The sequence below is a fragment of the Ruegeria sp. L11 genome, from assembly GCF_056531755.1.
In genome coordinates, this window is sequence record NZ_JBQFMI010000001.1 from 172,588 (window position 1) to 197,214 (window position 24,627).

The 24,627-nt window shown below is 59.7% G+C and carries 22 protein-coding genes; 12 read left to right on the top strand and 10 right to left on the bottom strand.

Annotated elements, in window-relative coordinates:
• Window positions 1-502: 502 nt before the first annotated feature.
• From ACR0CE_RS00835 to ACR0CE_RS00850, 4 genes are all read right to left on the bottom strand, one after another.
• Complete coding sequence (locus ACR0CE_RS00835; protein ID WP_480830501.1) at window positions 503-919, bottom strand: hypothetical protein; 417 nt, start codon at window positions 917-919, stop codon at window positions 503-505.
• Between the two features lie 119 nt (window positions 920-1,038).
• Complete coding sequence (locus tag ACR0CE_RS00840; protein WP_480830502.1) at window positions 1,039-1,965, bottom strand: DUF2493 domain-containing protein; 927 nt, start codon at window positions 1,963-1,965, stop codon at window positions 1,039-1,041.
• Between the two features lie 251 nt (window positions 1,966-2,216).
• Window positions 2,217-3,260 carry a DUF7146 domain-containing protein gene (locus ACR0CE_RS00845; protein ID WP_480830504.1) on the bottom strand — a complete coding sequence of 348 codons (1,044 nt, stop codon included), beginning with the start codon at window positions 3,258-3,260 and terminating at the stop codon, window positions 2,217-2,219.
• Window positions 3,261-3,360: 100 nt separating this feature from the next.
• The gene (locus ACR0CE_RS00850) at window positions 3,361-5,493 is read right to left on the bottom strand and encodes a ParB/RepB/Spo0J family partition protein (protein ID WP_480830506.1); all 2,133 of its coding nucleotides are present in this window, start codon (window positions 5,491-5,493) and stop codon (window positions 3,361-3,363) included.
• A 108-nt stretch (window positions 5,494-5,601) separates the two neighbouring features.
• Here ACR0CE_RS00850 and ACR0CE_RS00855 point away from each other — a divergent pair, with 108 nt between their 5' ends.
• On the top strand, window positions 5,602-6,633 hold the full coding sequence (locus tag ACR0CE_RS00855; protein ID WP_480830508.1) for a hypothetical protein: 1,032 nt from the start codon (window positions 5,602-5,604) through the stop codon (window positions 6,631-6,633).
• Window positions 6,634-6,683: 50 nt separating this feature from the next.
• Here the strand turns inward: ACR0CE_RS00855 and ACR0CE_RS00860 are convergent, their stop codons facing one another.
• Together ACR0CE_RS00860 and ACR0CE_RS00865 are read right to left on the bottom strand one after the other, a co-directional pair.
• On the bottom strand, window positions 6,684-7,877 hold the full coding sequence (locus ACR0CE_RS00860) for a DUF932 domain-containing protein (RefSeq protein WP_480830509.1): 1,194 nt from the start codon (window positions 7,875-7,877) through the stop codon (window positions 6,684-6,686).
• 89 nt (window positions 7,878-7,966) lie between these two features.
• Window positions 7,967-9,055 carry a site-specific integrase gene (locus ACR0CE_RS00865; RefSeq protein WP_480830510.1) on the bottom strand — a complete coding sequence of 363 codons (1,089 nt, stop codon included), beginning with the start codon at window positions 9,053-9,055 and terminating at the stop codon, window positions 7,967-7,969.
• 113 nt (window positions 9,056-9,168) lie between these two features.
• On the opposite strand from ACR0CE_RS00865, the gene dusA reads away from it, so the two are divergent.
• Genes dusA through ACR0CE_RS00885 form a run of 4 tightly spaced genes read left to right on the top strand, consistent with a single transcriptional unit; the run spans window position 9,169 to window position 12,545 of the window.
• Complete coding sequence (gene dusA / locus ACR0CE_RS00870; RefSeq protein WP_480830512.1) at window positions 9,169-10,158, top strand: tRNA dihydrouridine(20/20a) synthase DusA; 990 nt, start codon at window positions 9,169-9,171, stop codon at window positions 10,156-10,158.
• 18 nt (window positions 10,159-10,176) lie between these two features.
• A complete protein-coding gene (locus ACR0CE_RS00875; RefSeq protein ID WP_480772881.1) occupies window positions 10,177-11,001 on the top strand; it encodes a sulfite exporter TauE/SafE family protein in 825 nt (274 codons plus the stop codon).
• On the top strand, window positions 10,998-11,780 hold the full coding sequence (locus ACR0CE_RS00880; RefSeq protein WP_480830514.1) for a hypothetical protein: 783 nt from the start codon (window positions 10,998-11,000) through the stop codon (window positions 11,778-11,780). The genes ACR0CE_RS00875 and ACR0CE_RS00880 overlap by 4 nt, the downstream gene beginning before the upstream one ends.
• Before the next feature lie 39 nt (window positions 11,781-11,819).
• Window positions 11,820-12,545 carry a SpoIIAA family protein gene (locus ACR0CE_RS00885; protein ID WP_480772879.1) on the top strand — a complete coding sequence of 242 codons (726 nt, stop codon included), beginning with the start codon at window positions 11,820-11,822 and terminating at the stop codon, window positions 12,543-12,545.
• A 622-nt stretch (window positions 12,546-13,167) separates the two neighbouring features.
• Here ACR0CE_RS00885 and ACR0CE_RS00890 read toward each other — a convergent pair.
• The 3 genes from ACR0CE_RS00890 to ccmI are packed head-to-tail and all read right to left on the bottom strand — an operon-like array spanning window position 13,168 to window position 15,101.
• Window positions 13,168-13,401 (bottom strand): DUF1289 domain-containing protein, encoded by a 234-nt coding sequence (locus ACR0CE_RS00890; protein ID WP_209503450.1) that lies wholly within the window; start codon window positions 13,399-13,401, stop codon window positions 13,168-13,170.
• A gap of 18 nt (window positions 13,402-13,419) precedes the next feature.
• On the bottom strand, window positions 13,420-13,884 hold the full coding sequence (ruvX, locus tag ACR0CE_RS00895) for a Holliday junction resolvase RuvX (RefSeq protein ID WP_480830516.1): 465 nt from the start codon (window positions 13,882-13,884) through the stop codon (window positions 13,420-13,422).
• Window positions 13,881-15,101: a c-type cytochrome biogenesis protein CcmI gene (ccmI, locus tag ACR0CE_RS00900; RefSeq protein ID WP_480830518.1), complete on the bottom strand. Its 1,221-nt coding sequence runs from the start codon at window positions 15,099-15,101 to the stop codon at window positions 13,881-13,883. The genes ruvX and ccmI overlap by 4 nt, the downstream gene beginning before the upstream one ends.
• A 176-nt stretch (window positions 15,102-15,277) precedes the next feature.
• Between ccmI and ACR0CE_RS00905 the strand changes: the two genes are divergently transcribed.
• The 5 genes from ACR0CE_RS00905 (at window position 15,278) to ACR0CE_RS00925 (ending at window position 22,204) form a co-directional block, all read left to right on the top strand.
• Complete coding sequence (locus ACR0CE_RS00905) at window positions 15,278-16,522, top strand: sarcosine oxidase subunit beta family protein (protein ID WP_480830520.1); 1,245 nt, start codon at window positions 15,278-15,280, stop codon at window positions 16,520-16,522.
• A gap of 75 nt (window positions 16,523-16,597) precedes the next feature.
• Window positions 16,598-16,927, top strand: coding sequence for a sarcosine oxidase subunit delta (locus tag ACR0CE_RS00910; protein ID WP_480473438.1), 330 nt, complete (start codon window positions 16,598-16,600; stop codon window positions 16,925-16,927).
• A 67-nt stretch (window positions 16,928-16,994) separates the two neighbouring features.
• The gene (locus tag ACR0CE_RS00915; RefSeq protein ID WP_480830522.1) at window positions 16,995-20,009 is read left to right on the top strand and encodes a sarcosine oxidase subunit alpha family protein; all 3,015 of its coding nucleotides are present in this window, start codon (window positions 16,995-16,997) and stop codon (window positions 20,007-20,009) included.
• Entirely contained in the window at window positions 20,002-20,568 is a 567-nt protein-coding gene (locus ACR0CE_RS00920; RefSeq protein WP_480584975.1) for a sarcosine oxidase subunit gamma, read from the top strand. The genes ACR0CE_RS00915 and ACR0CE_RS00920 overlap by 8 nt, the downstream gene beginning before the upstream one ends.
• Before the next feature lie 1,126 nt (window positions 20,569-21,694).
• A complete protein-coding gene (locus ACR0CE_RS00925) occupies window positions 21,695-22,204 on the top strand; it encodes a hypothetical protein (RefSeq protein WP_480558212.1) in 510 nt (169 codons plus the stop codon).
• 71 nt (window positions 22,205-22,275) lie between these two features.
• Here the strand turns inward: ACR0CE_RS00925 and ACR0CE_RS00930 are convergent, their stop codons facing one another.
• Window positions 22,276-23,031 carry an FkbM family methyltransferase gene (locus tag ACR0CE_RS00930; protein ID WP_480538155.1) on the bottom strand — a complete coding sequence of 252 codons (756 nt, stop codon included), beginning with the start codon at window positions 23,029-23,031 and terminating at the stop codon, window positions 22,276-22,278.
• 100 nt (window positions 23,032-23,131) lie between these two features.
• Between ACR0CE_RS00930 and ACR0CE_RS00935 the strand changes: the two genes are divergently transcribed.
• Together ACR0CE_RS00935 and ACR0CE_RS00940 are read left to right on the top strand one after the other, a co-directional pair.
• On the top strand, window positions 23,132-23,731 hold the full coding sequence (locus tag ACR0CE_RS00935; RefSeq protein WP_480830525.1) for a superoxide dismutase: 600 nt from the start codon (window positions 23,132-23,134) through the stop codon (window positions 23,729-23,731).
• 4 nt (window positions 23,732-23,735) lie between these two features.
• Window positions 23,736-24,614 carry a metallophosphoesterase gene (locus ACR0CE_RS00940; protein ID WP_480830527.1) on the top strand — a complete coding sequence of 293 codons (879 nt, stop codon included), beginning with the start codon at window positions 23,736-23,738 and terminating at the stop codon, window positions 24,612-24,614.
• The last annotated feature ends 13 nt before the right edge of the window (window positions 24,615-24,627 follow it).

Sequence of the window (24,627 nt, forward strand, 5' to 3'; positions counted from 1 at the left end):
GACCTGCCGTTGCGGCCAAGGCGGTCGAGGCGTCAGCCGATCCCGGTCAGATCAGCCGCTGAGAGGCCCGCAAGGGACGCGTGGCTTCATGCCATGGAAGAGGGGATGACAGGCTACCTTTGGACCGCGCAAGATCCCGGCAGCATGCGTCGTACAAAGACAGGTTGCGGAGTACAGGCGGAAACGGTGCATGTCCCGGACGTGCCTCGCTCCTCTGGGATTGCCCCCTCTCGCCGTGTCTGTGCTTGTCTGCCGTGATGGTCGGTATGCCGGTTTTCCAAGTGCATGCTCGACCGGGGCCATGCGCCACAATGTAGGTCTCGGTGATCTGGCTTTGCTCAGCCGGTCCTGCCGAGCCGCAACGCTGCGGTGACGGCGAGGATCGAGAGCTGTTGCCTCAATCGGTCGCTGGGGTATGCTGACGACGTCACTGACGGCATGCTGCTGCGTTGGCTTCACGGAGCGTTCAGTGTTCGTTGAAAGACCTGTGCGGAGCCGTGTCCTACATGGCGTTGACCTCGGACCAGCCGGTGACCCGCGCCCAAGCCGTGCCTCCGATGACCAACGCGCCCAGCCACGACAGGATGGCGATAGCCGCAGCGCTCGCGCTGCCGAACTCGGCAAGGCCTTTTGCGGCATGAAACCCGGCGATCCCGGCGGGGATAGCGTAGATCAGGCCGATTGCGAGTTTGATGGGGATGGAGCGGATGCGGTCGAAGGCGAATTCGCCGAGAGCGGCGATAAAACTGCCTATGAACAGGCCCGCAATGATCGACAGGAAGACGCCTTGGCCGGTTTCATACAGATACATGCCGGATGTCAGCCCGATGGCGAAGGGCAGGGCGTAGACAGCCAGATTGAACAGGATCCAGCAGAGGGCACCAAGGCCGAACAGCGTGAAGAGGGTGGAGAAAAACATGAGGCACTCCTTTCTGAGTACAAGGATCGCGCCGCCACCTCCTCCATTGGCACGGGCAGATCATAGCAGAAAACGGCCCACCCCGGGAGGGTCCGGGGCGGGCGTCGGCGAAAATCCGGTCATGCCGGTGGGGCGGCTTTCGGCCGGAAGTCGAAGAGGGGAATGCCCATCGCGCGGGCCTTGTCAGCGAGATTTTCGGTGATGCCCGAGCCCGGAAAGACGATGAGGCCGATGGGCAGGGTGTCGAGTAAATGGTCGTTGCGCTTGAAGGGGGCCGATTTGCCGTGCCGCGTCCAGTCGGGCTTGAAGACGATCTGTATCACGCTGCGGTTGTCGGCCCAGGCTGCAGCGATGCGTTCGGCCCCGCGTGGCGCGCCGCCGTGCAACAGGACCATGTCGGCGTGTTTCGCATGGACGCGGTCGAGGGCAGCCCAGATGGCCGTGTGATCATTGCAGTCCAGTCCGCCGCTAAACGCGATCTTAACGCCTTGGGGCAGGAGTGGTTCCAGATCGACCCTACGTTTTGCGGCCAAGTGATCGCGGCTGTCGATCAAAGAGGCGGTCAGGGTGCGGCGGCTCACATGGCTGCCCGTGTGCGGATGCCAGGTCTGGCCGAGATGGATCTCGAACAACTCGGCCGCGAGATCGCGCATGGCCTCAAAGGCATTGCGCCGCTCGATCAGCGTGAGGCCTTCGGCGATCAGGGTCTCAAGTTCGACCGACCGGACCTCGGACCCGTCCTGTTCGCGCTGTGCGCGTTTTTGGGCCTGTTCGTTGCTGTCGAGATCCCGGCCTGTCCGCGTCGCCATGCGGTGAAACATGTTCGTAGTGGACCAGAGCAGGTCTTCGAGGTCGGGTTCCAGCCGCGTGTTGGACAGCGTAGAGACGAGTGCGTCGAAAATGTCGGCGACGGCGGTGCGAATGGCGTCGGGCTCCGGCAAGGGGCGGGGATCGGGCTCGTCGGTGAAGGGGCGCCAGCCGTAGAGCTGCAGTTCCTCGAGCACAACGGCGGTGGAGGATCGGGTTTGAAGATGTGTGTCGGTCATGATGTCGTCTCCGGTTATCGAAGCCCGCGCCTCTTGCGGCCTTCCCGGGCAACGGAAAAGCGGGGGCCGGACGGGTCTGCATTCTCAGGGGTCCCCGTCGCGCCCGCGCGATGGGGTGGAACCGAAGCGCAGCGGAGGACGGCCATGGCCGTTGCGGGCCCGTCCGGGCTCTGCTCCGTTTTGCCCGCTCTCGGAAGGCCGGAAGGCGTGGCTCTGATCGCGGAGGCGCTGGCCGGCTGCGCCGACTCCGATCAATCGATGGTGTCGTCGAGGAAGGTCGCGGCATCCTCGGGCGCCAGTTGCGGACGCAGATGCGCGCGGAACGCGTCGCGGCCAATTGCCCGCAGATCGTCATTGAAATCGCCGAGACAGGGGGAGAGATGGACGGCGTCGATTCCGGCCCCAATGGCCCGATGCGCCAGTTGGTCCGCGGCGGACAGGCCTGCCGGGTCGGCATCGACGGCGATGTAGAGGCGGCGAAGATCGGCGGGCAGCTGCAGGGCTGCGAGATGATTGGCGGACAGAGCCGCTACCGCAGGCAACTTCGGCAGCGCAAGATGCAGGGAGAGCATGGTCTCCAGCCCTTCGCCTGCGGCCAGCATGCCGTTCGGTTCGCCTATGCGGACACCATGGCCGAGGAGATTGCCCATGGCCTTGCGCGGTGGACTGACTGGGGCCTTGTCTGCCGAGACAGGATCGAGCCACGTGCGATGCAGGCCCGTGAGCTGTCCGTCGAGATCCGTCACCTTGGCGAGCAGGGCGGGCCAGGTCTCGGGCGGGTCTGTCAGCGCGTGATCCTCGCGCCAGTAGAAGCAGTTCGGGTGAAACCGGAGACAGTCGAGATGGCCCAACCCCGTGAGGCCGCGTCCTGCGAGATAGCGTTCCGCAAAGTTGCCCGAAATGGGCTGGCCCATCGCCCAGAGCCGCCGTGCGGCCTCGGGTGAGCCGCGAGAGGCTGGCGGATTGGTGGCGCGGTGCCTGTCCGTCTGCGGCAGGCTGAGAAACCTGCGCGCTTCGTCCAGCGTGTCCCTCAGCGTGGTGATCCCCATGTTCAGGGCGATCAGGTCCAGAAGGTCGCCATGCTGCCCGGTTGCGGAATCGGTCCATTTTCCGGCGGCGCCGGGACCAGAGATCGGACCGGTCAGTCTGACATAGAGGCTGCGGCCTGGTTTGTTCTGCACATCGCCAACGATCCAGTATCGGCCCTGTTTGCGTCCGTTCGTAAGGTAGTGGCGGCAGACGGCCTCGGCATCTTCGGCAAGGCGGCGGGCGATGTCGGCGGCGGGGCTGTGCATGCTCTGTGCCTCCTGTCGTGGATTGAAAAAGGGGCCCGCCATTTCTGGCGGACCCCGGCTGCCGGAACTCGGGGGGAAGGAGCTCCGACTTGCTCGAAGGTCACTCGGCGGCTGTCCGGGCGAAGGCGTCAACGGCGATGGGATCATCTTCTCCCGAGGGTTCGTAATCTCCGATAGCCGGTTCGCCGCCGTCTTCCGCCGTTTGCGCTTCGCCGCTGTCGGGATCGTCGTCCGAAGGTCCTCCATCGGCGGTATGCGCCTCGTCGACCAGCTCGATCTCCGGAGCGTCCTCTTCCGGCAGCGGCGGCGTGCGCAGCGGGTCCGGCAGCCAGCCGGTGCCGACAAGCAGGTCCTCGGCGGCCGTCACCATTTCCGTCTTCTTCAGCCCGGCGATCCGGTCAGCGGCCTTCTCACCCTTCGCCTCGCGCACGGCTTCGAGGATGCGCGCCTTGGTCACGCGGCCGAGGTAGCCGTCAGCCGTGGCCGTCCAGCCCGCTTTGGCCATGTCGAGCCCGACGGTCGCGGCCAGTACGTCCGCATGCGCGATGGCGCGCGGGCGACGCTGGTAAAGGTCGTGGACGGCATTCACGCTCATCGCCACGCAATGGGCGAAGAGCGCCTCGCGGCTGCAGCTGTCGAACTCGGTCAGCGCTTCCCAGAGGTCCTCGGATGCCTTCGGCAGGTTGCGCGCCCAGGTCTCGTGGCGTTGGTCGATGTCTTGCGCGTAGGCCGTGTCGCTGAGGCCCGGCACCTGCGATCCGAAGGCGGCGTTGCGCGGTTCGATCTCGACACAGCTGTCGACGGCGTAGCGGTAGAAGAGCCGCAGGACCATCGCATGCAGGGCCGCGAGGAAGGCGACCTGCGGGTCCTGGGCCAGCGCATTGCGCAGCGCCAGGGTGCGATGGGCAGTCAGTTCCATGACGAGGCGGTCGGAAAGCGGTTTCAGGCCGTCATCCTCTTCCTCCTCGTCCGTAGTGGACGCGACGGTGTCAGCAGCGTCCTCGACCGGCGCCGTTTCTGGTGCGACCTCGCCGGTGTCCTCCACCTCCTCGACCGGCTCATCCTCGGGCTGCACGTAGCCCCGTTCGACCCGCAGTCGCCCGGAGCTGTCTATGCTGACGAAGGCCCCGGCCAGCGCGAGATCTTCTGCCTCGTACCGGATCGGACGCGCCTCGAATGCCTCCATAGCTTCCTCGATCTCGCCCAGCCGGGCATCGACCTCGTCGGGCAACTCGTCGACCTCTGCATGCTCGGCCTCGAGCGCGTCGTATTCGGCCTTCAGTGCCTGATAGCGGGCAGCCTCCTCGTCACTCATCGGCACCGCCTCGCCATGAATCCGGCGCATTCCGAAAGTGTGGCCGTAGGGGAATTCGGTGTCGACCTCGACCCATTTCCAGCCCTCGGCGCGCACCCCCTCGGCCTCCTCGGCCAGTTTCTCGCGCAGCATGACGTCGAGCAGGGCGGCATCCTGCAGCCAGCCGCCGTCGTCCTGCTGGAACAGGTCGCGCAGGATCTCGCCCCCGGCCTCGACGTAATCGTCGAGCCCGACGAACTGCGCCCGCTTGTCCGAGGCCCGCACCGCGCCTTCGGTCAGCATGCGGCGAATCTCATAGGGCTGCCGCGAGTAGTGCCGCTGCAACGCCTCCCAGACCTGCTCCTGCCGCGCGTGATCGGGGTTGACCGTGAAGGCCATGAGCTGGTCGAGCGTCATTTCCTCCTCGGCATAGGCATCATGCAGCGACGGCGCCACGGCGGCGAGCTTCAGCCGCTGCTTGACCACGCCGGCCGAGACGAAGAACGCCGCGGCGATCTCCTCCTCTGTGCGACCCTTCTCGCGCATCGCCTGGAAAGCGCGGAACTGGTCGAGCGGATGCAGGGGTGCGCGCTGGACGTTCTCGGCCAGGCTGTCCTCCTCGGCGAGCCCATCGGTGCGGACGATGCAGGGCACGAGCGCGGTCTTGTTCATGCGCCTCGAGTTGACGAGCAGTTCGAGCGCCCGGAACCGCCGCCCGCCGGCGGGGATCGTGTACATGCCGGTCTCGGCGCTATTGTCGTCCAGCACGGGCCGCACGGTGATGGAGCTGAGCAGCGTCCGCCGCGCGATGTCTTCGGCCAGCTCCTCGATCGACACGCCCGCCTTGACGTGGCGTACGTTCGACTGGCTGAGCATCAGCTTGTTGAAGGGAATGTCGCGCGAGGCGCTGAGGGTGATCTTCTGTTGCTTGGGTCTCATGGGATATCTCCACGACAGGCCAGCCGGGAGCCTCTCTCCCGACCTCCAAACCCGTCACGGAAAACCCGGCACCCCTCTAACTCTGGGAGGCATGATCGAGGGGTCGCCATGTGTTTTCAACTGGACGTTGCCGTTGGCACAGAAGTAATATCCACACTTACACGGGAGTTTAAATTCATGGTTCAAAGAAAAGACTATTTCTCATCAGACGATAGATTTGATCGCGTCGAACGACTCGAGCGAATAGTTGCCCTCTTGTCATCCGCGCTATTAGGTGAATGGCGCGATCAGTATTCATTCTACGACGATGAATTTCGACCACGTGCTAGAGGGGACAGGTCTTTCAGATTTGATTACGAAAGACTGACCTACGGCCCCTTAAACAGCTTTCTGGACAGACTTCTTTACGATCTCGCTGAAGGAGGTCGGCGCGGGCCGTTGGAAGAAATACCAGACCTAATGAGATTGACCAAAGAGGTCCAGTATACACAGTCAGCTCAGAACCGATCTGCTAATTCAGCTGACAAGCTCTCAAAAGAATTACACAATTTCGTATATCTTATGCATGCAGGAATCGACCCGACGTCGATTCGTAACGAAAAGTTTCTACCCGTAAGGATTTATACCTCAGAGGACGGCTACAAGGTTGTTGGCCCTATTGAACGGGCTTTGCGAAGTCTTCTTAAGCACCATGGAATTGAGATCGATGACGAGTACCCGCCAATTCAGGGTTCTTGGTTCAAAAAGATGATTGGTCGCACAAAGGACGCCGCAACTTCTGATGAGGTTAGGGAGGCGCTCAAGAAACTAAAGCACGGGGTCGAAATTGAGACACTTCAAAAGGGTCAAGCTGAGGTAAATAAGACCAATGCTGAGGCCGTGCGAGAATTGATGAGCGCAATGGCTGGAACAGAGAACGCAGCCTGCAGTATTGGTTCAATTTTGATTGTTAAAGTCACAAAAGATGGCAAGTCGAGTGTATTCACGAAGACGCTAACCCAGAATGAAATGATAGCAATCGAGGACAATCAAGCAATCCTCATGGATCCAGCAACTGTTCTGGAAAAGCTAGCAAACCTTTGTGAAACTGATCGCTCGCGTTCGTTGCCCTATCCACTGGAAGGTGACGTGATAGCATAGAAAGAGCGTGGCCCGAATTTTATCCAGATCGGGCCGCAAACGACGCCACGTTACCGTACCTTCTCCAACAACGCCTTCGCCTTCAGCTCCATGACCAACCGAGCATCCTGCTGTGGCTTCGACCGAGCGACCGCGGCGATCCCTTGGACGAAGTCGAAGACGCTTTCCGGCGGGCGGCCTTCCTCGGCCAGGACCGTCTCGACGATCCGCCCCGTCTCCGCCTTCGAAAATCCGCGCTTTCGCAGGAAATCCTGGCGGTCCTCGTCCGACCGAGCGACGATCTTCTCCCGCGCCGCGCGGATGCCGTCGATGAAGGGCGCGGGCGAGGATTCGGCGAAGCGGCTCAGCGCAGGCGCGGCCTCGTGAGCGAAGCGCGAGGCGGCGTATTTCGAATGCCGGATCGTGATCTCCTGGAAGTCCTCGACGCCCCACAGGTTCCGGTTCTGGCAGACCGCGCGCAGGTAGAAGCTGGCGATACCGAGCGTCTTGGCGCCGACCTCCGAGTTCCAGCAATAGAACCCCCGGAAATAAAGGTCGGGCGAGCCGTCGGGCAGCAGCCCCGCCTCGATGGGGTTCAGGTCATCGACGAGGAACAGGAACACGTCGCGGTCGGAGGCGTAGAGCGTCGTCGTCTCCTTCGTGACGTCCACGCGCGGGTTGTAGATGCCTGTCGACCAGTCGAGCACGCCCGGCACCTTCCAGCGCGTGTCGCCAGTGCCGTTCCCTGCGATGCGCTGGACGGCGGAGACCAGTTCATGGTCGTAGATCCGGCCATAATCGGGGCCAGTCACCGCGCGCAGTTCTGTGCGGCCGTTCGCGACTTCCATGGTCTTGATCTGCTCGGCCCGGTGGTTGGTCAGCCCGTATTGCAGGTTGATCCCCGCCAGCGGCGCGGGCAGTTGCCGCAGATAGGCCGCGGGCGCACCCACGAGGCTCGAGAGTTGGCCAAAGCTCCAATGCGTCGGCGCGATGGGCTCATCCTTGCCCGGCAGGACAAGGCTCAGTTTCTCCGGGTCGTCGCGATGCGCCTCGACCCGGATCGCTGCGCTCTCCACAGTTCGCGTCCGGCTCCTCTCCGCCCGGCCCTTGACCGAGGCGAAAAGGTCGTCGAGCGACAGATACCGCTCGTCATCCGGCCGCGAGAACCACTCGGACGACACGCGGTCCACGTTCGTGCCGCGCGACACATCCACCTTGTAGCCGCCGCTCATGTCACGCCCGGCATTGATAATCTCGGTATTCATGGGTTTTCTCCCGCGACGGGCGGCCGAAAGCCTCTCTCTCGACCTCCAAACCCGTCACGGGCCGGGACGGCACCCCTCTACCTCTCCGATCACTCGGCTGCGCGGGTCTCGAGCGGGGAAGGGGCTCGCGACGCGGCGAGCCGGTGCAGCGTTTCCGGCCGGATATGCGTGTACCGGCGCAGCATTTTCCAATCCTTGTGGCCGGTGACCAGCGAGACTTGTTCGATGGCGAAGCCGGCCTCGAACAGGCGGCTTGTTCCCTCATGGCGCAAATCGTGGAAATGCAGGTCCTTCACGCTGACCTCGACACAGGCGCGCCGGAAGGCCGTTCCGACCGATCTCGAGTTGTAGGGAAATATCCGGCCTCTTGCGTGCCCGAGCTCCTTGGCCTGTTCGGTGACCAATGCCCAGGCATCGAACCCCGTGGCGGCAAAGAGTGGGATCCGCTGGTCGTTCCCGGTCTTGTTGCGCGGGTCCTTCCTGTCGCGGATCATGAGCATCCGGCGGTCGACGTCGAGATCGGTCCATGCGACGCGGCAGATTTCATCGAGCCGCATCGCTGTGGCCACCGCGAACTTTACGATCCGTGTCATCGGCAGGGTCAGGCGTTCGTTGTCATCGAAGCAACGGAAGAGGCGGTTCAGCTCGTCCGTGGTGGGGCGGCGGTCCCGCTCGGTGCCTTTGCCGATGAGGCCGAGCCGCTTGAGCGCGACACGGGCCAGATCAACGGGTTCGGGAGAAATGTCGAGCCCGTGTACGGCTGCCGCATGGGTGATGATCATCTTGATCACGCCGATATCGATGCTGAGGGTCACCGGACCGGCGCCTTGATCAGCGCGCATCTTGCCGTAGTCGATCAGCTTTTGCCGGTCGAGGTGCCCGATCTTCTCCTTGCCCAGATCGCGCTTGAGCGTCTTGAGCGTGGCGGCCTTGCTGCGACGCGGCGGTTTCCCTACCTCGCACATATCGGTTATATGAAGATCGATGAGGTCGCCAAAGGTTTGGAGGCGGGAAACGGACGACTTGTTCGGCGCCAGCCCCTGATCGACCCGGGTCTCCGCCTGGCGGGCCCAACGATGGGCGTCGTCGCGGCGGAGGAACGTCTCGCTCGCGTAGCGGCCCTTTCGTCTGATCTGGACCCGGTAGGCACCGGAGGGGAGCTTGGTGATGGAGGCCATTTTCGTGTGCGCTGTGTGTGCAATGAGTCGTCGTAGAGGGGCAAATTCGGGGATATTGGGGCGTATTCCAGCGTAGCAGCATCCGCCACCAACAGTTTGAAGATACACAAAAAATGCAGATAAATCAACACGCTAGACTTTCTATTGCGCCTATGATGGATTGGACCGACCGCCACTGTCGGTATTTTCATCGGCTGCTTAGCTCGGAAACCCTGCTGTATACCGAGATGGTAACCGCACCGGCGCTTGTTCGGGGTGGGGCGCTGCATCTGTTGGATCATTCACCGCAGGAGCATCCCGTGGCTTTACAGTTGGGTGGGTCCGATCCGGAGGAGTTGGCGCAAGCGGCGCGTTTGGGTGCTGATGCAGGATATGATGAGATCAATCTGAACTGTGGGTGCCCGTCGGACAGGGTGCAGTCTGGTACTTTCGGGGCGGTTCTGATGAAAGATCCGGCGCGGGTTGCAGAATGCGTCGCAGCAATGCGCGACGCGGTTAATGTGGATGTCACGGTCAAATGCCGCATCGGTGTGGATAATCAAGAGCCCGAAGAAGCTCTGCCTGCGTTTCTTGAGCAGATCAGTGCGGCAGGTTGTCAAAGAGTAACGATCCATGCGCGCAAGGCGTGGTTGCAGGGGTTGAGCCCCAAGGAAAACCGCGATGTTCCACCGCTCGACTATGACCTTGTGCATCGGATGAAAGTCGCGTTTGCGGATCTGCATATATCGATCAATGGTGGTATCGCCAGTTTGAACGAAGCAGCAGCACATCTGGACGCAGGTCTTGACGGCGTCATGATCGGTCGGGCGGCCTATCATCAGCCCGGTGATATCCTGGCAGATGCCGACCGGCGCATCTTTGGCGTTGGAACCGTTCCCGATCCGATGACGGTTGTTCAAGAAATGGTGCCCTATATTGAGATGCACCTTGCCAATGGCGGGCGTTTGCACCAGATCACACGGCATATGCTGGGTCTCTTTGCGGGGCGTCCCGGTGCGCGGGCATGGCGGCGCGCATTGTCCGAAGGGGCCGTGCATGAAGGGGCCGGGCCAGAAGTCATGCTACAGGCCCTGAACCACATAGCGCCGATGGCCGAGGTTTAGACGGCAAAAGGGGGGACGATGCCCGAGACAATGTTGCTGGCCCAGATGATGGGCCTTTTGCTTGTGATCGGCGCGCTGGCCGGTGTGCTTGCCGGGCTGTTGGGAGTGGGCGGCGGTATCGTGCTGGTCCCCGCGTTCTTCTATGCGTTTCAAACGCTTGGCTATGGCGGTCCGCAATTGATGCAGCTCTGTCTGGCGACGTCGCTGGCCACGATCATTGTAACGTCTTTGCGGTCGGTTCTTGCCCACAACAAGAAGGGTGCGGTGGATTGGGATATCCTGCGCGGCTGGGGTCCGGGTATTGTCGTCGGCGCAATTGTCGGAGTGCTGGTCGCATCGGCGCTGCGGACCGAGGCTTTGCAGGCACTTTTCGGAATTCTGGGCATGGTGATCGGTGCCTATCTTGGGTTGGGTCGCGCAGAATGGCGGGTGGGCGACTCAATGCCCGGCGGTATCAAACGGGCCGTCCTGTCCCCGCTGGTCGGGTTTCTTTCCGTTCTGATGGGCATCGGCGGCGGCAGTTTCGGTGTGCCGCTGATGAGCCTCTATAACACCCCTATCCACCGCGCGGTCGCGACCGCGGCCGGGTTTGGGGTGATCATCGCCGTACCGTCGGTCATTGGGTTCTTGTTTGTGGATATCGCGCCCGAGCATCGCCCCCCGTTGACCATTGGCGCGGTTAATCTTGTGGCCTTCGGGATCGTTGTCGCAATGACAATGATCACCGCGCCATGGGGGGTAAAGCTGGCCCATGCAATGGACCCAAAACCGTTGAAACGTGTCTTCGCCGTGTTCCTGACGCTGGTCGCGCTGAACATGCTGCGCAAGGCTGTAGGCTTATGAGCGATTTTTCGGCCCGGGGCTGGGTGAAATTCCCGTATGATCCGGTGCTGGCCGAATGGGTGAACCACGCTTTGTCTGCCGCACGGGCGTCTACAAAGGATCCGGCCCATGCGGAATGGTTGGATTGTGAAGGGACGTGGTTCATCGGTGTCGACGCACTGCCCAATGACACGAAGGGCAGGGTCGGGCAGTCCGGGCCGTTGAACGGCAAGGCCATGGCATTCATCGACGAACACTTTGGAGATTTACCGCTGCACAAGGGGCAGGTTTCTGTTGTTTATCCGGGTTATCCGCGCCCGCGCCGGGGTGAGAATGAAGCGGCCACCCGCTACCGTCGAAACAGGGATGCGGCCCATGTGGACGGTTTGCGCCCAACAGGGCCGGATCGCCGCCGCCGGGTTGATGAACCTCATGCCTGGATTCTGGGCATTCCACTGACCGAGGCCAGCGTAGACGCGTCTCCGATGGTGGTGTGGGACGGCAGTCATGACATTCTACGGACCGCGTTCAGGCGGGCGCTTGAAGGGATACCGCCTGAGGTCCTGCACGAAGTTGACATAACCGACATCTACCAATCCGCCCGTCGCGAGGTGTTTGCGACCTGCCGAAGGATCGAGGTGCCTGCAAAGCCGGGAGAGGCCTATCTGCTGCACCGCCATTGCCTGCACGGGGTTGCTCCCTGGGCCGCAGGGGCGACGGCGGGGCAGGATGGTCGAATGATCGCCTATTTCCGCCCCGAATGCTCCGGTGGAGTAGCCGAATGGATCGAATCCGCCTAACGTCCTGTCATTATTTGGCTTTGGAGGTTTTGACCGATGATGACGGTTCATACGAATTCTGACGGTGCACTCATAGAAGTCGAGTTGTCGGGGCAAGTGACCAGCGCCGACTACGCCAATACTCTGGTTCCCGCGATCGAGGCTGCGCTGACCGAACATGACACGGTTCGGCTGCTGGCAATAATCCAACCTGAATTCCAGGGGTACGATCTGGGCGCGGCCTGGTCCGACACCAAGCTGGGGTTAAGCCATTGGCGAGGTTTCGACCGGATCGCAGTTGTTGCTGACCAGGGCTGGGTGCAGACAAGCGTTCGTCTGGCTGCCCCCATCCTGCCCTGTCCGGTTCAGGTGTTCGATCTGGTCGAGCTTGAGGCGGCCCGACGCTGGATGCGTGAGTCCCTGGGATCGATCCACGTGACTGACCTGAGCGGCCCATGTGTTCAGATCAGCCTATTGGGCAAGCTGGACCCTGAATGGTACAAACAGGCAGAACGTGATCTGGATGCATTGTTACAGGACCGGCCAGGGTTTCGCCTGCTGATAGACCTCAGGGAGTTTGACGGCTGGCAAGGGCTGTCAGCGCTTGCGGCGCATTTTCGGTTGGCCAGCCGACATATCGGACAACTGGACCGAGCTGCCATCGTTGGGGACAAAAGCTGGCAGCGCATGGCGCAGAAGGTCGCCAGCCATGTGTTAGGGACCCGGACACAGTTTTTCCCGTCCGAAGAGTACGAGAACGCCAGGGCTTGGCTTGCCGCCGGATAAAACCTTCGACTGTGGAACGCCTGAGCAGGCAACACCCAATCGGTCAAGGTTCGTGATGCAGCCTCAAATCCGGTTGTGCGATGTCAGGCATGATTCGACTGCTGACGGCGGATTTTCACAGCTTCAGCCCCAACTTTCCCAGTCTTGGCAAAGTCGAATCGAAAAGTGACGTAAGGAAATTATGGGCTTTTGTGAGTTTTTCTTGATTGAGGCGTCAAAAACGATCAAAGGCCGCGTGTTTTCCCCCTACTTGTGACGGGAAATACCTTAAGCCACACCCTGTCGCTGCGGGTTACCACTCACGTTGAACCTCAATGTTCAAGAGCTAGACCCCCTCGGAGCTCGAACTCGACCCGCAGTGGCACGGTTACTGGAAACGGGACGTCCGCAATGCCACTTAAGACTTTGATCGGAAGACTCACTAATACCAGAAAGACCAAACGTGCGGCTGACGTGCTGCAATCGGAATGCGCGCGCAATGATGATCGGCGGCCCAAAACCAGCCAATCCGAGATTGCGCTTCTGTTTCAGAAAGAACTGCGTGGCACCGCGCCGAACGCGCCTATCCCGAAAAGCGCTGCACAGCCGGCAGAAATGTCATCAAAACGTCTACGCTGATCGGTCAGGAGCCATTCATACGAGCGGCACGCCCGCCGCGCCGCTTGCTGAGCCGCGGTTTACGAGACGGCAGGTCGTTCATGATTTCAGCGCGTTCGCTACTGTCCATCCTGGACCAGCGAGAGATCTCGTCGATCGTGCGGTAACATCCGGTGCAGATACGCTCGGCCGGATGGACAACACAAATCTGGACACAAGGGCTTTCGACCTCATTGCGCTTCCAAACCATGTTCGTCATCAATCGGTCTCCGACCTGTTACAAAAAGCGCAGCCTGTCCAGCGCTCCCTGCAAGATATAACCTGCTGCAACGTGATCAATAACCTGTCCGCGACGTTTTCGTGACGTATCCGCCTCAAGCAGTGCTTTTTCTGCCGCAACCGTACTCAGCCGTTCATCCCAGAATCCGATAGGTAATTCCGTCAGACGGGACAGGTTTCGCGCAAATGCCCGCGTAGATTGGCAGCGCGGCCCCTCTGTGCCGTCCATGTTTTTGGGAAGACCCAACAGAATGCCGCCAATCTCGCGATCCGTAGCAATTTCAATCAACCGGGCGGAATCGAGTGTGAATTTCTTGCGCCTTACAGTCTCCAACGGGCTGGCCACGCCCCGCATCCGGTCGGAGACTGCGACACCGATGGTCTTTTCGCCCAGATCCAGCCCTATCAGCGCTTGCATCGGGGGCAGCGCCTTGGCGAAGTCTTCGAACACGTCGTAGATCATTTCGCAATCCCGGCTTGCAGGGCTGCGGCATCAATGATCTGCAACGCCTCGGTGTTTCCGGCAAACACCTCCAGCGCCTCATTGTGGATATCCATGGCCCGTTGGCCCTGACCCAGAACACCCAGAGCGGCGATCAAACGAGCCCATTCCTCGGGTGCGCCGCCTTCTGTCGCCAGGCGGTCGGACAACTGATCCACCATTCCCTGAATCATCTGCTGCCGTTCCTCGGGGCTCATTTCCGCTGCTGCGGCCATGTCTTCGCGACTTGGGCCGGACGGTGCGCTCATGTCCGGTGCATTGAAAACCCCTGCCCGAAAGGCCAACTCATCTATCTGATCCCGGATCGCGCCTGCCCATGGTGCGCCTGTTGGGGCTTCCCTCAGCGTTTCAACCCAAATGCGGTAGGCAAGGTCTGGTCGTCCGGTCTGAACCAGCATTTGCCCCCAATAATACCGGGCCGGACCGTGATGAGGATCGCGTTTCAAAGCTTCGGCAAGGGCCTGTTCAGCTTCGGGCGACACATATCCACCCGCAGCCAGGATCATCATCTCGGCAAAATCCGCGTAATGCTCGGCTGTGGCTGCGTCGCCCGACAGTTCGATCACCCTTTGTTGCGCGGTATATCCGTCCTTGAAGTTCCCTGAATTGGTCTCATGCTGCGCCAAAAGCATCTGCCCCTGCAAATCATCCGGGCGGGCCGCAACGGTCTCTCGCAACTGCTTGAGAAGGGACGCGTAATTTTCGTCAAGCTGCGCCGCCTGAGGTGGGGTTGCCAGTTCTTCTGCGGCGCTCTGGGACGGACGATTGGCGCGCACCTCCTCGGCCAGTTCCAGCCGCGCGGTCAGGGGCATATCGGGCAACCCGACGGCACCAATACGATGATACATCGCCATCGCGCCCCCGATGATGATCAGCATGACAACCGGGATTGTCACAATCGAGACGGTCCGTGATGGCCCGGCACCCGAGCCACCCTTTTTCATCTGTTCGTCAGCGGCAAGAATTCGTCGGGAGATTTCGGTGCGGACCCGTTCCGCATCTGCCTCACCAATCACCCCGCGCGCCAGATCCCGGTCCACACCGGTCAGCTGTTCGCGATACACCCGCAGATCGTACGCCGCCGCAGGTTCATCCCCGCGGCGTTTGCGCAGCAATGTGAAGCTCAGAAATGCCGCAATCAGAAGCGCGACAAGAAAAATCAGAACCCAGAACGTCATGGCCCCTCCGAAGATACTGCCCTGACTTAGACCTGTGGGGCGTCCGACAAAAGGGACAAATGGCCGCGAATGAACGACATGTCGCAATAGTGCGATATTGCGGCGTTGCGCGGCGCGGTTAAACTGTCGCCGCGCGGCATATCTGCGCGCAATCACCGAACCGGATGGATTCGCTTATGAAACACTACTCAGCCTTTGCTGTCGCGCGGGAGGCCCTGCGCTATCACACCGGATGGGAACGCGCCTGGCGTTCACCCGAGCCCAAGAAACGTTATGACGTCATCATCATCGGTGCTGGCGGGCATGGTCTTGCGACCGCGTATTACCTTGGCAAGAACTACGGCATTCAGAATGTCGCGGTGATCGAAAAAGGCTGGCTGGGTGGTGGTAACACGGGTCGAAACACAACGATCATCCGTTCGAACTACCTGCAGGATCCTTCAGCGGCGATCTACGAGAAAGCACGTGGCCTTTATGAGGATCTGAGCCAGGATCTGAACTACAACATCATGTTCAGCCCGCGTGGCGTGATCATGCTGGCGCAGACCCAGCATGAGATTCGCGGCTATCAGCGCACGGCCCACGCAAACGCCCTTCAAGGTGTGAAGACCGAATGGATCGGACCCGAACGCGTCAAGCAACTTGTGCCTATCATCAATCTGGACGGTCCCCGCTATCCGGTTCTGGGCGGGCTCTGGCAGGAACGCGGGGGCACTGCGCGTCACGATGCCGTGGCGTGGGGCTATGCGCGCGCCTGTTCGGCGATGGGTATGGATATCATCCAACAATGCGAGGTCACCGGCGTACGCTCGGAAAACGGTCGTGTCGTCGGCGTGGACACCACCAAGGGTGCCATCGATTGTGACAAGCTGGGTATCGTCGTTGCGGGCCACTCCGGTCAACTGGCCGAGATGGCGGGCTTCCGTCTCCCGCTGGAAGCCGTCGCATTGCAGGCACTGGTATCCGAACCTATCAAACCCTGCATGGACGTGGTCGTGATGGCCAACACCGTTCACGGCTACATGTCGCAGTCTGACAAGGGCGAGATGGTGATCGGTGGTGGTACCGACGGGTTCAACAACTACACCCAACGTGGCAGCTTTCATCATATCGAGGAAACCGTCCGCGCCTTGGTCGAAACCTTCCCGATGATCTCGCGCCTGAAGATGCTGCGCCAGTGGGGTGGGATTGTGGACATGACCGGTGACCGCTCGCCTATCCTGTCGAAAACTCCGCTGCAGGGCTGCTTTATCAATGGGGGCTGGGGCACCGGCGGCTTTAAGGCAATCCCGGGCTCGGGCTGGGGTATGGCGCAGCTGATGGCCACAGGTCATTCACCTTTGACCGAGGCCTTCTCGCTGGACCGCTTCAAGGAAGGCCGCTTCATCGACGAAAGCGTGGCCGCCGGGGTTGCCCACTGAAGGTGGGTCCGAGGTTGCCAAGAAACAGAATTCTGGTTGGCCGCTGCGCCAACCAACCGCCAAAAGGATGACAACATGCTGATCCTGAATTGCCCTTACTGCGGCGTTGACGCCGAAGAAACAGAACTGGCCGCCGGTGGCGAGGCGCATCTGAAGCGTTTTGGTCCCGGCTCGTCGGATGACGAGTTCCACGACTACCTGTTCATGCGCGAAAACCCCAAAGGCGTGCACTTTGAACGTTGGCGCCACGCCAATGGCTGTGGCAAGTGGTTTCACGCGGCGCGCTGCACAAGCACGCTAGAAGTGTTTGGCACTTACACGGCTCAGACCTCCGAGCCACCGCAGGACATCAAAGAGGCCATCGCCGCAAAGCGTCCCGGATGGACCTGGAGAGAGTTCTCCTGATGCTTCATCTTTTCAAAAATACTCCCGCCGGAGGCTCCGACGCCTCCACCCGCGAAAGGTCCGCACAATGAGCACCCGTCTCGCAAAACAAGGCCGGCTGATTGACCGGTCGAAAAAGGTCACGTTTACCTTCAACGGCACGTCGATGCAGGGCTATGAGGGCGACACGCTTGCCTCGGCGCTGCTGGCCAACGATCAGATGATGATGGGCCGGTCGTTCAAATACCACCGCCCCCGCGGCGTTGTCGCCAGCGGTGCGGAAGAACCAAACGCTCTGGTCGGGCTGGGGCAGGGCAACCGGTTTGAACCGAACCAGCGCGCCACCACGACCGAGTTGTTCAACGGCCTGACTGCGATTTCGCAAAACCATTGGCCAAGCCTTGAACACGACATCGGCGCGGTGAATACGGCATTCGCCCGGTTCCTGCCGGCTGGCTTCTACTACAAGACGTTCATCCACCCCAAACCGTTCTGGAAGCACGTCTATGAGCCGTTCATCCGTCAGTCTGCCGGTCTGGGCAAAGCGCCCGACAAGGACAGCCGCGATGCCGATACCTATGAGCACTTCTATGCCTTCACCGATGTTCTGGTCATCGGTGGCGGTGTGGCTGGCCTACAGGCGGCAAAGGCGGCAGCTGCTTCGGGCGCCAAGGTTCTGCTGATTGAGCAGAGCGCACATTGGGGCGGTCGCGCTCCGGTTGACGGTGGCACAGTCAATGATGAGCCTGTGGATAAGTTCGTGGAGCAATTGGTTTCCGAACTCGAAACAATGGACAACGTCACCATGCGCTCTCGCTGCATGGGCGCGGGTGTTTATGACCACGGTTACGTGCTGGGTTATGAACGTCTGACAGACCACACGCCGGGCGTGCAAGGCCCGCGCCACCGTCTCTGGCGTATCCGCGCCAAGCAAATTGTAACCGCAACCGGCGCAATTGAACGCCCGTTGTCCTTTGCTGGTAACGATGTTCCGGGTGTGATGCTGGCTTCTGCCATGCGCGATTATGCCGTGAACTGGGGTGTCACCCCAGGCGAGCGTGTCATCGTCGCCACCAACAATGACGACGCCTATCGCACCGCGATTACGCTGAAGCAAGCGGGTGTGGATGTTTTGCGTATTGTTGACGCACGGGCAACGGCTGGACCTTTGGCAGAGGAAGCCCGCCAGTTGGGTATCCGCGTTGATCCGGGCAAGGCCATTGCCAAGGTCAAGGGCGGCAAGCGCGTCAAAAAAGTCGCCATCTGCAACCAGGAAGGTGTTGGAGGCGCTCGTGAAGAGGTTGAAGCAGATGCAGTGGCCATGTCGGGCGGCTGGTCGCCGGTCGTTCATATGTGGTCTCATTGCGGTGGCAAGCTGACCTGGGATGACGCAAATGCCTTTTTCCGCCCCGATCCCTCGCGCCCGCCGCTGGGCGCAAATGGTGAGGGCTTTGTTCTGGCCGCCGGGGCATCGAATGGTGCGTTGGCGCTGGGCGATGTTCTGACCGACGCCCACACGGCGGGAAAAGCCGCAGCCAAGGCCGCAGGGTTCAAGCCGAAAAACATCAAGGCTCCGGTTGGTGAAACCACTCCAGAAGCACCGATGGAGGCTGTCTGGCTGATGCCAGCAAACGCAGAAATCCAGCTGCGCATGAAATCCTGGCTCGACTTCCAGAACGACGTCAAAGTCTCGGACGTGCAGCTGGCCGCGCGCGAGGGCTATGAGAGTGTTGAGCACACCAAGCGTTACACCACACTTGGTATGGCGACGGATCAGGGTAAGTTGAGCAACATCAACGGCTTGGCGATCCTCGCTGATGCGCTGGAGTCCGAAATCCCGAAGGTCGGCACCACGACCTTCCGCCCGCCTTATACACCCATTTCGATGGGCGCGATCGGCGGCGAAGCGCGGGGTGAAGTGTTCCAGCCGATCCGTCAGACCCCAATGCACAATTGGCACGACAAGAACGGCGCCGATTGGGAGCCGGTCGGCCACTGGCGCCGGACCTACGCCTATGTCCGCGCCGGTGAATCCGTGCATGATGCGGTGAACCGTGAGGTGAAGAACACCCGCGAAAACCTTGGCCTGCTGGACGCCTCGACGTTGGGCAAGCTGATCGTCAAAGGCCCTGACGCAGGCAAGTTTCTGGACATGATGTACACCAACATGATGTCCACGCTGAAAGTCGGCAAATGCCGCTATGGCCTGATGTGTTCGGAAAACGGCTTTCTGATCGACGACGGCGTGGTCGCCCGCATCGATGAGGACACATGGCTGTGCCACACCACCACCGGCGGGGCCGAGCGTATCCATGGTCACATGGAAGAATGGCTACAAACCGAATGGTGGGACTGGAAAGTCTATGTCGCCAACGTGACCGAGCAATATGCTCAGGTCGCTGTGGTCGGCCCGAACGCCCGCAAGGTTCTTGAAAAGCTGGGCGGTATGGATGTCAGCCGCGAGGCGCTGCCCTTCATGGAATGGCGCGATGGCAAGATCGGCGCGTTCGACTGCCGCGCCTATCGCATCTCGTTCTCGGGCGAGTTGTCCTACGAAATCGCCGTTCCCGCCTCGCAGGGTCAGGCGTTCTGGGACGCCCTGGTGGAGGCAGGCAAGGAATTCGGCGTGATGCCGTACGGCACCGAATGTCTGCACATTCTTCGGGCCGAGAAGGGCTTTATCATGATCGGCGACGAAACCGACGGCACCGTGATCCCGCAGGATCTTGGGCTGCACTGGGCGCTGTCGAAAAAGAAAGAGGACTACCTCGGTAAACGCGCCCATTCACGGACCCACATGGCCGATCCAGAACGCTGGAAATTGGTCGGTTTGGAGACTGTGGATGGATCAGTTTTGCCGGACGGTGCCTATGCGGTCGGTGAGGGTGTGAATGCCAATGGTCAGCGCAACATGATCGGGCGGGTTACCTCGACCTATTACTCGGCCAACCTCGGTAAAGGGATCGCTATGGGCCTGATCAAGCACGGCCCGGACCGGATGGGTGAAATCGTCGAGTTCCCGGGCACGGACGGCAAAACCTACAAAGCCAAGATCGTGGACCCGATCTTCTTCGACAAGGACGGGGAGAAGCAGAATGTCTGAACCCATCAGCGCATTGAACCACGCCAGCTATGATGGCATCGCCAATGTCAGGGAATGTGGCCTGCAAGGTATGATCACCCTGCGCGGCGACTTGTCCGACAAAAGCCTCGCCAAGGCCGTAAAGGATGCGACTGGACAGAACGTACCCGGTCAGCGCGAGGCGTTGGTCAGCGGCGATACCGGCGTATGCTGGATGTCACCGGACGAGCTGCTGGTGCTGGTCCCTTATGCCGAGGTCGAGGCCAAACTGGCCGCAATGGTCAAAACTTTGGGAAAAACTCACGCACTGGCCGTGAACGTCTCGGATGCCCGCGCGGTATTCACGATATCAGGCGCCAGCGCACGAGAAGTGTTGGGCAAAGTCGCCCCGGTTGATCTGTCGGCCGAGGCCTTCCAACCCGGCCAAATCCGCCGCTCGCGCCTGGCGCAAGTGGCAGGTGCGTTCTGGATGGACGATGCCGAAACCTTCCGCGTGGTCTGCTTCCGTTCCGCTGCGGATTACGTTTTCAAACTGCTCAAGGTTGCGGCACAGCCCGGCAGTGAGGTTGGCGTTTACTGACCTGTCTACACATCTGACGTTTTATTCGATGGCCGCCTCGTCCTGGACAGGCGGCCATCGAATTTTGTGCTTCTGCAAAGCGATTTGAGTGTGGGACACACAACAGGGTCTGTCGAGAATTTCGTTGCGCGATTTCTCCTGTTGCGGGAGCGGTGTGATTGGGCTAACGATCACCAAAAGGCTGAAAAATAAGAATTTTATTATGAATTTCTTTAGACTAATCGCAAGCGGCTTAATTGCTATTTCAACTATACCTAATGTGGCCATAGCCGAGACTTATTCAGAGACATTTGAGTGTGTTTTTGCCAAAGGCCTGGCAAATCGGCCAACTCCGACCCGCGTTGTTTTTTCAGTTGACGTGTACGGGCGCCAGGCGTTGCTCCACGAAGTTGAAATGCGGGGTATAGACACGCCGAAAAGATCGGCTTCTATCAACAGAAACAGCTTTCGGGTACTTTCGATCAGTTGGCCGGGCGACGCCTATACGTTTTCACGAACTGGCAGACGAACCAGAAGCGGTGACCCTCGCAGGATGGTTCTTGATTTAGGGCGCCAAGAGTTTTCGATTTTCCTGAATCGCGAAACAATGAAGGCAATAGCCAGCTCGAATTCGGATGTACAATCTTCACATGACGGAAACGCAAACGGGATCTGCGTTGAGATACCATTCCAAAGGTAAGGAAAGAGCGGAGTAATACTTTGAAAAAGATAGCATTTGCATTGACGCTTGGACTGTTGTCCACACCTGTTGTTTCAGCTTCTCAAACCTTTACAGAGACGTATGAGTGCAAGTTTGGCCATGGCCTTGTCAACAAACCGACTCCCGAATTCCTTGTGTTTTCGGTCGATGAATATGGTCGTTCCGCCTATATCCATGAGATCGAGATGCCAGATATCGATACACAGCCAGGACCAGCCAGGGTCAAGCGCGACAGTATTCGAAACTTGTCGGTTGCCTGGGTCGGTCGAGACTATGTCTATTCTGCGACTGGCAGAAGCTACGCGTCGAACGAGTCGCGTATTGACGCGATCGATCTACTCAATCACGAGTTCACAGTGTTTCTGGACCGCCGAACTTTGAAGGCGACCACACGATCAACCTCACACAGTGCGTACCTGCCGCGAGATGGTTTTGCCCGAGGAAAATGCAAACAGATACCCACACCATCCAGTTGACAAAAAGGTGCTGAAAATGAAAAGAAAATTTCTTGCTATTGGTTTTTCTGTATTGGCCGCTGCCGCGCAAGCCGAAGTTGCGAACTATATGTGTGAGCTTCATAGTATGGAAGCTCGGGGGTGGATCCCGCCCGAGGTTTGGCTGAGTGTTGATGCTGAAAACAAGCGTGCTCGGGCTTATGATTGGGTGATCGGCGAAGACAACAGATCGGCGGGTAGGAACGAACAGCAACCCAAGGACACCAAGTTCAAGGTCAACCGACGCGGTGAATACCAGATGAATTGGCGGGTCAGCCTCATGGCGAACTCGGGCGGTCAAGTGCGTGTGTCCTACACCGCAATGATGAACCCGCAAACGAATGAGTTCGAGATGATTGCGCGTTTTCCGCAGGCGAATGTAACTAACCGGCCAAGCGGTGTCGGACGCTGCAAAGCGGTCAATACCCACACGCTATACTGATATTCGGATCGCGGAAGGGGGGAGCGTTTCGCGCGTTCTTCCCAATCCGCAGACAGCTGTTTCTGATCGTACTAGGACGTGAAAAGATAGGTCTGGAAGCGGGTCAAGGCACCCTCATCCGTCATCGAGTGATCTGACGCAGCACCTTCCCGCTGGCATGTATCGTAAAACGACAATAGGTCGGCCAGATGCTTCATTCTGTCGGCTCGGTCTTCCTCATTCAGTAGTGGCGCATGTGTTGACAGCAGCAATGGGGGACGATGCTGTTTGAGCCAGGGTATTAGCGTGGGAAGTACAAAAAACTCCGCCCCTTCAATGTCCATTTTGACCAGTGAAACCTTCGACAGATCACAGGTCGACTGGAACTGCTCCCATGTAATCGTCAGCGCGTCATTCCCATGGGCTTCATTGTGCAGCAGGGATGTGGTCGAATCCCCGGGCTCACCCCAGACCGACGCCATGCGGGCCACGCCGAACTTGTCAGACAAAGCGACCCCGAAGGCTGAGACATTCCTGATCTGGTTCAGGTCCAGATTCCACGCCAGAAATCGATAGGCCGAAGGATCTGGCTCAAAACACCAGACATGGCGAGCCTTGCGCGCGCCGTATAAAACGGTCGGTCCGATCCATGCGCCGATATCCAGGTAATCGCTTTCAGGCGAAAGATACCGGTCGAGAACAGCAAAGGTTTCAGGCTCCCACTGGCCTGTGGAGGCTTTGCGCCAGAACTTTGAATGATAAGGGTCCAGACGAAACGGCTCGCCGTTCAGGTTGCCCGCATAGTAACCGCGGGCGCGGTAGAACATCTTGCGCGCCTGTGTCAGCATCGCCTGCCTCCGGGTTTTCTTGTCTCGGCCCTTGACCTGCGGCGGCTGCCAAAGCATTTAACCTTGGGAACCGCAACTCAAATTTATACAGGGGGCCGACATGGCTTTTGAACTTCCTGATCTTCCTTATGCACATGACGCGCTGGCAGCCAAGGGTATGTCCGCGGAAACACTGGAATATCACCACGATCTGCACCACAAAGCCTATGTCGACAATGGCAATAAACTGATCGCCGGCACCGAATGGGACGGCAAGTCGCTGGAAGAGATCATCGTTGGCACCTACGACGCAAATGCCGTCGCGCAGAACGGTATCTTCAACAACATCAGCCAGCTGTGGAACCACAACCAGTTCTGGGAAATGATGGGCCCCGGCGACAACGCCATGCCCGGTGAGCTTGAGAAAGCTCTGACCGAAAGCTTTGGTTCGGTTGACGAATTCAAATTGCAGTTCAGCGCCGCTGGTGCCGGTCAGTTCGGCTCGGGCTGGGCGTGGCTGGTCAAGAATGCTAACGGCTCGCTGGCCGTGACCAAGACTGAAAACGGCGTGAACCCGCTTTGCTTTGGTCAGACTGCGCTGCTGGGTTGTGACGTTTGGGAACACTCATACTACATCGACTTCCGCAACAAACGTCCGGCTTATCTGTCGAACTTCCTCGACAATCTGGTGAACTGGGAAAACGTCGCGTCGCGGATGTAAGTCATTGAACCGACGCCGGTTTATCAAGGGCCTGCTGGCGGTGACGCTGGCAGGCCTAATCACATCAGTCTACGGGTTTTTCATCGAACCCGGCCTGCGGCTACGCGTGCGAAAATGGCGCGTCCGGCGAGAGGATTGGACTGCGCCGCCGCTCAGGATTGCCGTACTGGCAGATTTGCATCTGGGCGAACCTTTGGTCGGGCTGGACCGAATAAAACAGGTGGTACGGCGTACGAATGCGCTTGCGCCGGATATGATCCTGCTTCTGGGTGATTTCTTCGCAAGCCACAAAGGCGTTTTGCGTCCTGTCGAAATGAAAGATCTGGCACCGGTTCTTGCCAACCTTGAGGCCAAGAACGGCGTCTTTGCTGTACTTGGCAATCACGACTGGTGGGATGACCGGCAAGCGCAGCGCCGTGGTGCTGGCCCCAACCAATATGCCGATGCGCTGGAGCAGAGCGGAATTACGGTTTTGTCGAATACCGCCATCAAGCTAGAAGCTCTTGGTTTCTGGTTGGCGGGTCTTGAAGACCAGCTTGCGATCTGGCGCAACGGTAAACCGCAGGGGCTGGATGATCTGTCGGGGACACTGGCGCAAATCACCGATGATGCCCCGGTTGTGATGATGGCGCATGAGCCCGACATCTTCCCTCAAGTGCCCGACAGGGTGGCTTTGACGCTATCCGGTCATACGCATGGCGGTCAGATTCGTCTGTTTGGCTGGTCGCCGATCGTGCCCTCCAAATACGGCAACAGATATGCCTATGGGCATGTGCGCGAAGGCGGGCGTGATCTGGTTGTGTCCGGCGGCATTGGATGTTCCATCCTTCCGGTTCGATTTGGTTTAACCCCCGAGATCACGGTTATCGAACTGTCTGCCTAAAGACCTGAGGCTT

Bases quoted from the DNA above. Each gene is read 5' to 3' on its own strand.
- ACR0CE_RS00835 (WP_480830501.1), bottom strand. From the start codon at position 919: ATGTTTTTCTCCACCCTCTTCACGCTGTTCGGCCTTGGTGCCCTCTGC.
- ACR0CE_RS00840 (WP_480830502.1), bottom strand. From the start codon at position 1,965: ATGACCGACACACATCTTCAAACCCGATCCTCCACCGCCGTTGTGCTC.
- ACR0CE_RS00845 (WP_480830504.1), bottom strand. From the start codon at position 3,260: ATGCACAGCCCCGCCGCCGACATCGCCCGCCGCCTTGCCGAAGATGCC.
- ACR0CE_RS00850 (WP_480830506.1), bottom strand. From the start codon at position 5,493: ATGAGACCCAAGCAACAGAAGATCACCCTCAGCGCCTCGCGCGACATT.
- ACR0CE_RS00855 (WP_480830508.1), top strand. From the start codon at position 5,602: ATGTGTTTTCAACTGGACGTTGCCGTTGGCACAGAAGTAATATCCACA.
- ACR0CE_RS00860 (WP_480830509.1), bottom strand. From the start codon at position 7,877: ATGAATACCGAGATTATCAATGCCGGGCGTGACATGAGCGGCGGCTAC.
- ACR0CE_RS00865 (WP_480830510.1), bottom strand. From the start codon at position 9,055: ATGGCCTCCATCACCAAGCTCCCCTCCGGTGCCTACCGGGTCCAGATC.
- dusA (WP_480830512.1), top strand. From the start codon at position 9,169: ATGCAGATAAATCAACACGCTAGACTTTCTATTGCGCCTATGATGGAT.
- ACR0CE_RS00875 (WP_480772881.1), top strand. From the start codon at position 10,177: ATGCCCGAGACAATGTTGCTGGCCCAGATGATGGGCCTTTTGCTTGTG.
- ACR0CE_RS00880 (WP_480830514.1), top strand. From the start codon at position 10,998: ATGAGCGATTTTTCGGCCCGGGGCTGGGTGAAATTCCCGTATGATCCG.
- ACR0CE_RS00885 (WP_480772879.1), top strand. From the start codon at position 11,820: ATGACGGTTCATACGAATTCTGACGGTGCACTCATAGAAGTCGAGTTG.
- ACR0CE_RS00890 (WP_209503450.1), bottom strand. From the start codon at position 13,401: ATGACGAACATGGTTTGGAAGCGCAATGAGGTCGAAAGCCCTTGTGTC.
- ruvX (WP_480830516.1), bottom strand. From the start codon at position 13,884: ATGATCTACGACGTGTTCGAAGACTTCGCCAAGGCGCTGCCCCCGATG.
- ccmI (WP_480830518.1), bottom strand. From the start codon at position 15,101: ATGACGTTCTGGGTTCTGATTTTTCTTGTCGCGCTTCTGATTGCGGCA.
- ACR0CE_RS00905 (WP_480830520.1), top strand. From the start codon at position 15,278: ATGAAACACTACTCAGCCTTTGCTGTCGCGCGGGAGGCCCTGCGCTAT.
- ACR0CE_RS00910 (WP_480473438.1), top strand. From the start codon at position 16,598: ATGCTGATCCTGAATTGCCCTTACTGCGGCGTTGACGCCGAAGAAACA.
- ACR0CE_RS00915 (WP_480830522.1), top strand. From the start codon at position 16,995: ATGAGCACCCGTCTCGCAAAACAAGGCCGGCTGATTGACCGGTCGAAA.
- ACR0CE_RS00920 (WP_480584975.1), top strand. From the start codon at position 20,002: ATGTCTGAACCCATCAGCGCATTGAACCACGCCAGCTATGATGGCATC.
- ACR0CE_RS00925 (WP_480558212.1), top strand. From the start codon at position 21,695: ATGGTTTTGCCCGAGGAAAATGCAAACAGATACCCACACCATCCAGTT.
- ACR0CE_RS00930 (WP_480538155.1), bottom strand. From the start codon at position 23,031: ATGCTGACACAGGCGCGCAAGATGTTCTACCGCGCCCGCGGTTACTAT.
- ACR0CE_RS00935 (WP_480830525.1), top strand. From the start codon at position 23,132: ATGGCTTTTGAACTTCCTGATCTTCCTTATGCACATGACGCGCTGGCA.